Source organism: Pseudomonas borbori (genome assembly GCF_900115555.1).
Classification (GTDB): Bacteria; Pseudomonadota; Gammaproteobacteria; order Pseudomonadales; family Pseudomonadaceae; genus Aquipseudomonas; species Aquipseudomonas borbori.
In genome coordinates, this window is the sequence record NZ_FOWX01000020.1 from 80,848 (window position 1) to 91,838 (window position 10,991).

The following is a 10,991-nucleotide window of genomic DNA, read 5'->3' on the forward strand; positions in this document are numbered from 1 at the left end:
CAAAAACTTAGTTCAGAAATTTCTAAACTAAGCGGCTCTGCTCTACATTGGGCCGATCACCCTGGTGCGCGCGGCCTAGGCGGCCCCGCGCACCATCGATTTCTGTCCTAGTCGAGGAGAACCCCATGACCAGCACCTTGCCCGACCTGAAACTGCTGCGCATCTTCGTCAGCGTGGTGCGTCAGCAGGGTTTCGCCGCGGCGCAGCAGGAACTGAACCTGTCGACCTCGGCGATCAGTACCTATATGAGCCAGTTGGAAGGCCAACTCGGCTTGAGCCTCTGCCATCGCGGGCGCGGCGGCTTCAGCCTGACCAGCAAGGGCGAGCTGTTCTACCAGGAAACCCTGCGTCTGCTCGGCGAACTGGAAGGTTTCGAGCGCTACTCCGCCGCGCTGAAAGGCGAGCTGCGCGGCACCCTGAACCTCGGTGTGCTGGATTCGACCGTCAGCGATCCGGCTCTGCCGCTGGCCGAGGTGATCGGCGCCTACAGCCAGGAACACCCGGCGGTGCACCTGCATCTGTCGGTGATGAGTCCCTACGAGTTGCAACTGGCGGTGCTGGACAATCGCCTGGATCTGGCCATCGGCGCCTTTTCCACGCGGATGAACGGCTTGGTCTATCAGCCGCTGTACCGCGAGCAGCACTGGTTGTACTGCAGTGAGCGCCATTCGCTGTTCGCCGAACGGCGCATCCCCGAGGAGGTGATCGCCCAGCAGCGCATGGTCGGGCGCGGTTACTGGAGCCAGGCCGAACTGGCCCGCCATGGTTTCAAGCACAGCGCGGCGACGGTGGAGTCGATGGAGGCGCAACTGATCCTGGTGCTGTCCGGCGCCTACATCGGCTACCTGCCGGAACACTACGCCCAGCCCTGGGTCGAGCAGGGGAGGCTGCGCGTATTGCTGCCGGCGACCTTCGGCTATCAGGCGCCGTTTTCCCTGATCCTGCGCCGTGGCCGTTCGCGCGAGGCCTTGTTGCAGACCTTTCGCGACCTGTTGAAAACGCAGCTCAACGCCCGCTGACTAGCCGTCCAGGCTTTCGATAGTCTGGTTGGCCGCGCGCCAACCGACGAAGCCGTCGATCAGATAGCGTGCATCCAGACCCATGGCGGCCAGGGTCGCGGCGCAGCCCTGGCTGATCTCGTGGCCATGGGCGCAGTAGAGAATCGCCGGCCTGTCCCTGGGAATAGCGTCTTTCCAGGTGAATAGCGCATCGGGGTCGCGCCATTGTGCCCCTGGAATCCGTGCCGCATCGGCCCGGCGTACGCTGGTCCGGCGCACATCGACCAGGCTGAAAATTTGGCCTGCCGCTTGCCACTGCGCCAGTTCGCTTACTGAAATTCGGTTCATCGCTCAGCTCCCATTCAGTCCCAGATGTACCAGTAGGCCGACCAGGGCGCAGGCCGCGATCGTCTCGATCACCCCACGCTTGAATTTCAGCAGCGCCACGGCCGCGGCCAGGGCAATCAGCGCCGAAGGCCAGTCGAAGCTGCCGCTAAAACCCTGCGGCCAAAGCACGTGGTAGCCGAAGAACAGCGCCAGGTTGAGGATCACCCCGACCACCGCGGCGGTGATGCCGGTCAGCGGTGCGGTGAATTTCAGTTCGCCGTGGGTCGATTCCACCAGTGGCCCGCCGGCGAGGATGAACAGGAACGACGGCAGGAAGGTGAACCAGGTGACCAGGGTCGCCGCCACGGCGCCAGCGAGAAATACCTGCTCGGGGCCGAACACCTGCTGCACATAGGCGCCGACGAAGGCGACGAAGGCCACCACCATGATCAGCGGTCCCGGCGTGGTTTCGCCCAGGGCCAGACCGTCGATCATCTGCGTCGGGGTCAGCCAGGCGTAATGGCCGATGGCGCCCTGGTAGACATAAGGCAGCACCGCATAGGCGCCGCCGAAGGTCAGCAGCGCGGCCTTGGTGAAGAACCAGGCCATCTGCGTCAGGGTGCCGTCCCAGCCGTACAGCCAGATCAGCAGGCCCATCGGCAATAACCAGAGCGCGGCGCCGATGGCGGCGATCTTCGCCAGGTGTAGGGCGCTGAAGCGCGCATGGGCTGGGGGCGGGGTGTCATCGTCGATCAGCGCCGGGCCGAAGGATTTGTCGCTGCTCGCATGGCCGCCGCCGATGCTGAACTGCGCCGGCAGCAAACGCCCGCCGATATAACCGAGCAGCGCCGCGCCGAGTACGATCAGCGGGAAGGGCACATTGAGGGCGAAAATGGCGACGAAGGAAGCGGCGGCGATGGCCCACAACCAGTTGTTTTTCAGCGCCCGTGAACCGATGCGATAAGCCGCCTGCAGCACTATGGCGGTCACCGCCGGCTTGATTCCGTAGAAGATTCCGGCGACCAGCGGCACGTCGCCGAAGGCGATGTATACCCACGACAAGGCGATCAGGATAAACAGCGACGGCAGCACGAACAGCCCGCCTGCGATCACCCCGCCCCAGGTGCGGTGCATCAGCCAGCCGATATAGGTGGCCAGCTGCTGCGCTTCCGGGCCGGGCAGCAACATGCAGTAGTTCAGCGCATGCAGGAAACGCCGCTCGGAGATCCAGCGGCGCCGCTCCACCAGCTCCTGATGCATGATGGAAATCTGTCCGGCCGGGCCGCCGAAACTGATCAGCCCGAGCTTGAGCCAGAACCAGAAGGCTTGCAGCAGGCTGACGGGTTCGACGCCGGCTTCGGCAGGCGCTATGCGCTCATTCATCGCTGGTTGGTTCCTGCATGAAGGCGGCCAGCAAGCCATCGAACAGGCTGCCGGCGGCGTTAAGCAATTGGTCGTCATCGGTGAGGGTTTCGCGCAGCCCGGCCAGCACCCGCTCGACGCCGGCGGCCTCCACCGGCTGCGCGCCGCCGATATCCAGGTAATGCACCAGGGCGGCGACGCGCTGCAGGCCGGGTTCGGCGAGGGCGAAGCTGGCGATCAGGGTTTCGCAGGTCACGCGCTGGCCGACATGGCTGAAGGTCGCGCCGTCGTAGTCGAAACCCAGGGCCTCGGCGGGGCAGTCTTCGGGCGAGCGCAGCCAGAGGAAGCGCGCGTCGGGGTCGATAAAGCGGCGGATCAACCAGGCGCTGGCCAGCCGGTCGACCCAGGGCCGCTGGCGTGTGGCCCAGAGTCGGCCGCGGTAGTCACGGCGGTCCAATAGTTCGATGGGTAGATCCTGGCTGCTCGGCTCGTCGGCGCATAGCGCCCGGCTGGCCGCGCTTTCCAGGGCTTGCAGGGCATCGTCGAGTTGCTGTTTGGCCGGGCCGGGGAAGAAGTCGATGCGCGCCAGTTGGGCGAAGGCTTTGCGCAGTTTGCGGATCTGTTTGCTGCAGGCCAGCGCATTCTCAGGGCTCAGCCCGGCATGGCAGGCGTCGACTTCGCCCAGCAGCCTGGAGTAATCGGCGTTGCGCTCGAATAGCGGGATAAAGCGTTCGCCTTCGGGATCGTCGATTGGCAGCAGGTAGGCGGTGCCGTTGATCGCCAGAATGTCACGCTCGATGGCGACCATAGCCTCGCGGCAGGCCGGATTATCCGGCAGCAGGTAGACGCCATCGCGCAGCACGGCGGCGCCGCTGGCCTTCAAGGCGCGCCAGGCCCGCATGCGCGCGGTGGCATTGGCGGTGGGCAGGCCGAGGATCAGGCTGAGCCATTTCTTCATAGCTGATACTACATAGTTGGTAGCTATAGCTACATTACTCTTGATTGCGCCGCAGGCAAAGCCTGTTAAAAACCTGCGCGGCCTTGTGGCACACTGCGCGGCATCAGGAGAGACCGATGTCACGCCCCCAATGCCCGCGCTGTAGCCGCCCGATCGAGTACTGTCTGTGCGCCTTGATCCCGCAACTGCGCAGCCGTACCCGGCTGCTGATCCTGCAGCACCCCAGCGAGGTCAAACATGCGCTGAACACCGCGCGTTTGGCCGCCCTGGGTTTATCCAACGCCGAGCTGCGGGTGGGCGAGGTATTCGAGGACTTGCCCGAGCTGCTGGCGCAGCCGGGGTACCAGGTTTGTCTGCTGTTTCCGGGGGAGGATGCGCAGTCGCTGGCGCAATATGCCGAGCAGGTCGGCGAGCAGCCGCTGTTGCTGGTGGTGCCCGACGGCACCTGGCGCAAGGCGCGCAAACTCTTGCACTGCAATCCGTTGCTGGCGGCGTTGCCGCGGGTCACGCTGGCGCCCGGACTGCAGTCGCGTTACCGGCTACGCAAGGCGCCGATGTCGGGGGCTTTGTCGACTATCGAGGCGGTTGTCAGTGCGCTGGATATCCTGGAAGCGCCGGCGCGGTTCGATGCATTGCTCAAACCGTTCGAAGCCTTGATCGACGGGCAGATCAAAGCGATGGGCGAGCAGACCTACCGGCGTAATCACGGCGATGGGGCGTAGCCACAGGCGTGATAGCAGCAACAGGCTCTTGTAGCCCGGATAGGCGCCGGCGCAATCCGGGAATACGCCCCCGGATTGCGCTTATCCAGGCTACGTGGGTGCACGCGCCGTTATTCGCAAGGCCCGCGACCCCGTAGACCGCAATTGGTGGATGGGTAAAACGTCAGCTACGCGCCCCGATCCACCCTACACAGCTCCGGTAGCCCGGATTGCGTCCGGGGTTTGCCGTGATCCACTTCTAGCGTTCGCGCAGCGCTTCTGCGCGGGCCTTGAGCACCGGCTTGAGCAGGTAGTCCAGCACGCTTTTCTCGCCGGTGATGATGTCTACGGTGGCGATCATGCCGGGAATGATCAACAGCGGGTGCTCATCGCTGCCCAGGTGGCTTTTATCGGTACGCAACTGGATCAGGTAGAAGCTGTTGCCTTCTTCGTCGGTGATGGTATCGGCGCTGATCAGTTCGAGGTTGGCCCTGAGCCCGCCATAGATGGTGTAGTCGTAGGCACTGAACTTGATCATGGCCTTCTGTCCCGGATGGAGAAAGGCTACATCCTGCGGACGTACTTTGGCCTCTATCAGCAGGTTATCTTCCAGCGGTACGATTTCCAGCATGTCGCTGCCCGGCTGGACGACGCCGCCGATGGTGTTGATCTTCAGTTGTTTAATCACGCCGTTGACCGGAGACAGCACCGTGGTGCGGCTGACCCTGTCCTGAATGGCCGAACTGGTGGCGGTGATTTTCTTCAGCTCGGTACGGGCATCATTGAGTTCCTTGAAGGCGTCGGAGCGGAAACCCAGCTCGGATTCCTCGATCTTGCTGCTGATCTCCTTGACCGCCGATTCGGCCCTGGGGATGGCCAGGTTAGTGGCGTCCAGTGAGCCGCGTACTTCGACTGCGCTACGGCGCAGGCGGAGTATTTCCACCTGGGAAATCGCCCCGGAGGCTACCAGGGGTTGCGACATGTTCAGCTCTTGCTGAATCAGGCCCAGGCTGGAGCGGTATTGCTGGGCCTTGGAGCGGAATTCCGCGAGTTCCTGGGTTTTCTGCAGCAGCTGTTCGCCGAGCGTTCGTTGTTCGCTGTGCAGGCGTTGTTGGCGCGAGCGGTACAGGGCCAGTTCGTCCTCGGCCAGTTGCGCTGCCGAGCGGGTGATTTCTTCGGGCATGGCGATGGGGCGGCCTTCGGCTTCGGCGCTCAGTCGTTCGATGCGGGCGATCAGTGCCAGGCGATCTGCTTCGGCCTCGCCCTTGTTCGAGAGAAAACGCGTGTCGTCCAGGCGCAGCAATACATCGTCCTTGTTCACCAGTTGGCCTTCGCGCACGAATATTTCACTGACGATGCCGCCCTCGAGGTTCTGGATGACCTGGATCTTGCTTGAGGGAATCGCCTTGCCTTCGCCGGTGGTGACTTCTTCGAGCACGGCGAAATGGGCCCAGAGCACGGCGGCGATCAGGCAGGCACAGACCACCCAGATGGTGACCCGTGACAGCCAGGGCGAATCCTCGAGCATCACACCCTCGACTTCCGGCATGAACGCGGTGTCCTGCTTGCGTCTGCCCAGGCTGGCGAAGTAGGCGAGGATGGCTCGATGCGCTTGCATAAGTGCCTTCCTATTCCGCAGCCGGGCCGACGCGGCCCTTGCGCAAGGCTTCGATCACCGCCTCTTTCGGGCCATCGGCGACGATGTGGCCGTTGTCCAGCACCACCAGGCGATCGACCAGGCTGAGCATCGAGCTGCGGTGGGTGATCAGCACCAGGGTTTTGCCCTGGGTCCAGGTGTGCAGGCGACTGCGCAGGACTTCCTCGCTGGTGTTGTCCATCGCGCTGGTTGGCTCGTCGAACAGCAGGATCTGTGGGTCGAGCAGCAGGGCACGGGCCAGCAGCACGGCTTGACGCTGGCCGCCGGAGAGTTGTTGGCCACGTTCGCCAACCGGGCGGTCGAAGCCTTGCGGGTGTTGCCGGGCCAGTTCGCTGACCCCGGTCAGTTCGGCCACTTCGAGCATGCGCGCGTCGCTGACATAGCGTGCGCCCAGGGTCAGGTTGTCGCGCAGGCTGCCGGCCAACAGCGGCAGGTCGTGGGCGACGTAGCCGATCTGCTGGCGCAGGTCGGCCACGTCGAGCTGGCGCAGATCCAGGCCGTCGAGCAGAACCTGCCCTTCGTCCGGGCCGTAGAAGCCCATCAGCAGGCGTGCCAGGGTACTCTTGCCCGAGCCGCTGCGGCCGATGATGCCGACCCGCTCGCCAGCGTTCAGGTGCAGGCTGACCTTGGCCAGTGCCGGATTGTCCTGTCCCGGGTAGCTGAAGCTGACCTGACGCACATCGAGGGCGCCTTTGAGCCGCGTGCGTTCCAGCGGCCGCTGCTTGGTCTGGCGTTCCTGCGGCAACCCCATCAGGGCGTCGGTACTCTTCATGGTCAGGCGCGCTTGCTGGTAGCGGGTGATCAGCCCGGCGACCTGGCCGAGCGGGGCCAACACCCGGCTATTGAGCATGTAGCAGGCGATCAGCGCGCCGACGCTCATTTCCCCGGCGATGATCGCATAGACCCCGGCGATGATGATGGCCATGCCGGCGCATTGCTGCAGGAACAGGGTGCCGTTGGTGGCCAGGGATGAGAGGAAACGGGCGTGGGTATCCAGGCGGGTGAGGGCGCCATGGGTGGTTTCCCACTGGTGCTGGCGCTCGCTCTCCGCACCGCAGGCCTTGAGGGTTTCCAGGCCGCCGAGGGTTTCGATCAACAATGCCTGGCGCTCCGCGCCCAGTGCCAGGCTGCGTTGCACCGTATCGCGCAGGCGGCCCTGAATGATCAGGGCGAAGATCGCGGTGAGCGGAAAGGCCAGCAGTGGGATGGCGATCAGCGGACCGCCGAGCAGGCCGATCACCACGATCATCAGCAAGGCGAAGGGCAGGTCGATCAGGCTGGTCAGGGTCACCGCGGTAAGGAATTCGCGCAGGCCCTGAAAGTCGTGGATGTTCTGGGCGAAGCCGCCGACGGTGGCCGGGCGCGCCTTCATGGCCATGCCGGTGATGCGCTCGAACAGGGTGGCCGAGAGCACCACGTCGGTCTTCTTGCCGGCGCTGTCCAGCAGGTTGGCGCGCAGCACTCGCAACAGCAGCTCGAAGGAGGTGCCGATGAACAGGCCGATGGCCAGCACCCAGAGGGTGGCGGTGGCCTGGTTGGGCACCACGCGGTCGTAGGTCTGCATGACGAACAGCGGCACCATCAGACCGAGTACGTTGACCAGCAGGCTGGCGAGCATGGCATCGGTATACAGCCAGCGAGACAGCTTGAGCGTGTCGCGGAACCAGGCATCGATGCGTGGCAGCAGTGGCGTGCGCGCATCTTCCAGGGCATGTCGCGGCCGGGCAAAGAACGCCTGCCCGCTGTAGCCCTCGGCCAGTTGTTCGCGCGCAACGTGCTGTTCACCGCCGTCTGCTTCGCACGGCAGAATCAGTGCCTGGTCGTTGTCCAGCCACTTGCGCAGAACTGCGCTGCGCCCGTTCTTGAGCAAGAGCAGTACCGGCAGGTTGAGGGCGGAAATGGCCGTCAGGTCGCGGCGCAGCACGCGGCCTTGCAAGCCTGCCCGCGCCGCTGCCCGGGGCAGCAGATCGACGCTCAGGCGCTGTTCGGGCAGCGGCAAACCGGCGCTCAGGCTGCCACGGCTGGCACTGCAGCCGTGGAGCTTGCAGAGGATCAGCAAGCCGTCCAGCAATGGATCGTCGTGGCTCAAGCGTGGATCGCTGCTGGTGGGGCCTGCCCTTTCCATTGTCGTCACGGCTTACTGCTCCTTGAGCGGTACTACTTGATTTCCGGCAGGCGCGCCTCGCTCTTTACATCGGATAGGGCTACGGCCTCGGTCGGAACAATCACCTGCTGCTGGCGCAACAGATCTCCCATGGCAGCCATCACGCGGTACATGGCGAACTCTTCCGTGTAGCGCACTTCGGTGTAGCGACGGTTGGCGGTGAAGAGTTCATTCTCACTGTCCAGCAAGTCGAGCAGGGTGCGTTGGCCCAGGCTGAACTGCTGCTGATAGGCTTCACGAACCCGTGCGGTGTAGTCGGCGTAGTCGCGCGCCTTCGGCGTTTGCAGGCGGGCGTTGTCCATGGCGTTCCAGGCCAGCGAAAGGTTTTCGTTGAGTACCCGCAGGGCGTTGTTGCGAATGTCCATGGATTCGTTGACTTGGTGCGCCGAGGATTGCAGGAGCGCTTTATCGCGCATGCCGTTGAACAGGTTGTAGTTCATCACCACGGCGGCCCGCCAGCTGTTGTAATGACCTTCATCGCCCTGGACGTTGTCGTCGGCATTGGTTGCCAGTTCGACGTCGAAGCGTGGATAGAAGGGTGATTTGGCCACCTCGTATTGCTTCTCGGCGGCCTGAACGTCGGCTTGTGCCGATTTCAGGAAGGGGTTGTTCTCCATTACCGTCTGGCGGGCGGCCAACAGGTCCGCGGGCATCGAACCTTTGACCGAAACCGGCGATTCCAACTGATCCGCAACCCGGCCGGTGGCGCTGAAGAAGTTCGCCTCGGCATCCGCCAGGTTGACCTGCTCGGTGTAGAGATTGTTTTCCGCCAGGGCCAAGCGTGCGTTGGATTGATCGAGGTCAGCGCTGCTGCCGACCCCTTGGCGGCTGCGCAGATCGATTTGATCGGTGATGCGTTGGTGGGCAAGCAGGTTGTTCTTCGCCAGAGCGACCATTTCGCGACGTTTCAGAATATCCAGATAAACCTCGACGGTGCGCAACGCCAAGCTTTCTGTCGTGCCGAGTACCCGGTAAGCCCGCGAGTTCACTACCGCTTCGGTTCGTGCGACTTCATTGGGGGTGTTGAAGCCGTCGAACAGCATCTGCCGCAGACGCAGCTCGGCGTTGCGATAGTTGAGGGTTTCCGTGTCGTGCTCACCTAGTGGAAGTGCCCGGGTGCTCGGGCTGTCGGTCTGTTCCCGACCGTAGCCGACCAGCAGGTCGACTGTCGGCAGGTAGCCGCCTTTGGCGATCTTCACTTCTTCGTCCGAAGAAAGGCGGCTGTTGATCCCCGCATGGATTTCCGGATGGTTGTCCAGGGTGCTTTGAATCGCTTCAGATAGTGTCATTGCCTGGCTATGGGAACACGTCAGAGCCAGCAGCATGCTGCTCCACAGCGGATTGAGAACTCGCATGTGATGAATCTCCTTTTCGACCGTTATGTTCTTGTCGTCAGATATTTGGCGTTTTTCTTATAAAACCGTTTCAGGCTTTTAACAACACAGCTAAGAACATCTTTAAGCAAAGCCTAAGAAAAAGTTCTCACAAGCTTTATGAGGAAAAAATCTTATGCGGTCTGGAAAAAGCAGGACCATTGTGTACATCAAAGGTCGCGTAAATTGCGGGTTATCCGTTCTGCGCGTGACGATAACAGGCGGTCGGGCACGAATCGCAACACCTAGGGCGGGAATGGTTCTGATGGAGTAATACGGCAGCCAAGGTGCGCTATTTTTTTGGCACGGATGTTTTCCTGAGCAGGCATGCCGTTTCATTTCACTCAGTTGCTTCTTGGATCTCTCCCGGTGTTTGGAAGGGTGCATTGACCCTTTTCAGACGTGTCGGCGCTAGCTGGCAGTTGTAGTGAGGACGGATTCATGGCTACTTTGATCGGTGTCGTCAGTCAGGTTGTCGGCGAGGTTTTTGCGGTGGCTGGCGATGGAATGCGTCGCCCGCTGGTCGAAGGCGATCGGGTATTTGCCGGGGAACAGCTGGTTACCGGGGCGGGCGGTGCAGTAGCTATCGCCTTGGCCGGCGGTGGCGAGCTGACGCTCGGGCGTGACAGCAGCCTGATGCTGGATACGCAGGTGCTGGCCGGTATGCGCGGTGACGGCGCTGCGGCGCCTGAGTCAGCGGGGCAAACAGCGCCCAGTGATAAGGATCTGACCGATGTCGAGCAACTGCAGGCGGCCATTGAAGCCGGCGTCGATCCGACCGTGGCTCTTGCTGCCACGGCTGCAGGGCCTGGCTCGGGTGGTGCAGGCGGCGGTGGCGGCCATTCGTTCGTCTTGTTGGGTGAAACTGCCGGAGCACTTGAGCCGGTCATAGGTTTCCCTACCGAGGGCCTGGGCTTCGTTCCGGAGTTTCCCGATCCGGATATCGAACAGACGAACGAGCAGGCGGCCGAGGAGCCAGTCATTCCGCAAATTATTTTGGGTGAGCGCCAATCGGTGTCCGAATCCGCGTTGGCGACGGGGTCGAACGCGGATTCGGACGGCGAGTTCGCCAGTGGTACTTTCCAGTTGGCGCATGCTGGCGGGCTAAGCGTTCTGCAGAGTCTCACCATTAACGATGTGACAGTGTCCATCGTTAGTCTGGTGGGCGTGAGTTTCGTTGGTGAGCATGGCATCCTCACCATCACCGGCTACGACGGTAGCACCGGGGTGGTTAGTTACAGCTATGAGCTAACCAGCCCTGCCAACAGCAGCACCGGCAACCCGTCTGGCATATTCACTCTGAGCGCCTCGGACGGTACGCAGTCATCGACACCGGCGAATCTCGTCATCGAGATATTCGACGATGTGCCGAACGCGGTCGACGACAGCCACAGCATCGCCGAAGACACACTGGCGCCGATCAGCGGCAACGTGCTCAGCAACGACCTGCA

General features: G+C 62.8%; 9 protein-coding genes. 3 read left to right on the top strand and 6 right to left on the bottom strand.

Annotated features, from left to right (window positions below):
* The first annotated feature begins 125 nt into the window (after positions 1-125).
* Positions 126-1,019 carry a LysR family transcriptional regulator gene (locus tag BM315_RS15435; protein ID WP_090502525.1) on the top strand — a complete coding sequence of 298 codons (894 nt, stop codon included), beginning with the start codon at positions 126-128 and terminating at the stop codon, positions 1,017-1,019.
* Here BM315_RS15435 and BM315_RS15440 read toward each other — a convergent pair whose 3' ends face one another.
* From BM315_RS15440 to BM315_RS15450, 3 genes are read right to left on the bottom strand one after another with little or no spacing between them, the layout of a single operon-like run.
* On the bottom strand, positions 1,020-1,346 hold the full coding sequence (locus BM315_RS15440; protein WP_090502527.1) for a rhodanese-like domain-containing protein: 327 nt from the start codon (positions 1,344-1,346) through the stop codon (positions 1,020-1,022).
* Positions 1,347-1,349: 3 nt separating this feature from the next.
* Positions 1,350-2,708, bottom strand: coding sequence for a chromate efflux transporter (chrA, locus tag BM315_RS15445; protein WP_090502528.1), 1,359 nt, complete (start codon positions 2,706-2,708; stop codon positions 1,350-1,352).
* Positions 2,701-3,645: a chromate resistance protein ChrB domain-containing protein gene (locus BM315_RS15450; protein WP_090502530.1), complete on the bottom strand. Its 945-nt coding sequence runs from the start codon at positions 3,643-3,645 to the stop codon at positions 2,701-2,703. Before BM315_RS15450 ends, chrA begins: the two co-directional genes overlap by 8 nt.
* A gap of 116 nt (positions 3,646-3,761) precedes the next feature.
* Here BM315_RS15450 and BM315_RS15455 point away from each other — a divergent pair, with 116 nt between their 5' ends.
* Positions 3,762-4,367 carry a tRNA-uridine aminocarboxypropyltransferase gene (locus BM315_RS15455; protein WP_090502532.1) on the top strand — a complete coding sequence of 202 codons (606 nt, stop codon included), beginning with the start codon at positions 3,762-3,764 and terminating at the stop codon, positions 4,365-4,367.
* Between the two features lie 238 nt (positions 4,368-4,605).
* Here BM315_RS15455 and BM315_RS15460 read toward each other — a convergent pair whose 3' ends face one another.
* From BM315_RS15460 to BM315_RS15470, 3 genes are read right to left on the bottom strand one after another with little or no spacing between them, the layout of a single operon-like run.
* Positions 4,606-5,964, bottom strand: coding sequence for an HlyD family type I secretion periplasmic adaptor subunit (locus BM315_RS15460; RefSeq protein WP_090502534.1), 1,359 nt, complete (start codon positions 5,962-5,964; stop codon positions 4,606-4,608).
* A gap of 10 nt (positions 5,965-5,974) precedes the next feature.
* On the bottom strand, positions 5,975-8,137 hold the full coding sequence (locus BM315_RS15465; protein ID WP_090502536.1) for a type I secretion system permease/ATPase: 2,163 nt from the start codon (positions 8,135-8,137) through the stop codon (positions 5,975-5,977).
* A gap of 23 nt (positions 8,138-8,160) precedes the next feature.
* Positions 8,161-9,522, bottom strand: coding sequence for a TolC family outer membrane protein (locus BM315_RS15470; RefSeq protein WP_090502538.1), 1,362 nt, complete (start codon positions 9,520-9,522; stop codon positions 8,161-8,163).
* A 459-nt stretch (positions 9,523-9,981) separates the two neighbouring features.
* Between BM315_RS15470 and BM315_RS15475 the strand changes: the two genes are divergently transcribed.
* A partial coding sequence (locus BM315_RS15475) for a retention module-containing protein (RefSeq protein ID WP_141123957.1) occupies positions 9,982-10,991 on the top strand: 1,010 nt, incomplete at its 3' end.

Excerpts from the sequence above, each read along its gene's own strand:
- BM315_RS15440 (WP_090502527.1), bottom strand. The coding sequence starts at position 1,346 with ATGAACCGAATTTCAGTAAGCGAACTGGCGCAGTGGCAAGCGGCAGGC.
- BM315_RS15435 (WP_090502525.1), top strand. The coding sequence starts at position 126 with ATGACCAGCACCTTGCCCGACCTGAAACTGCTGCGCATCTTCGTCAGC.
- BM315_RS15470 (WP_090502538.1), bottom strand. The coding sequence starts at position 9,522 with ATGCGAGTTCTCAATCCGCTGTGGAGCAGCATGCTGCTGGCTCTGACG.
- chrA (WP_090502528.1), bottom strand. The coding sequence starts at position 2,708 with ATGAATGAGCGCATAGCGCCTGCCGAAGCCGGCGTCGAACCCGTCAGC.
- BM315_RS15450 (WP_090502530.1), bottom strand. The coding sequence starts at position 3,645 with ATGAAGAAATGGCTCAGCCTGATCCTCGGCCTGCCCACCGCCAATGCC.
- BM315_RS15455 (WP_090502532.1), top strand. The coding sequence starts at position 3,762 with ATGTCACGCCCCCAATGCCCGCGCTGTAGCCGCCCGATCGAGTACTGT.
- BM315_RS15460 (WP_090502534.1), bottom strand. The coding sequence starts at position 5,964 with ATGCAAGCGCATCGAGCCATCCTCGCCTACTTCGCCAGCCTGGGCAGA.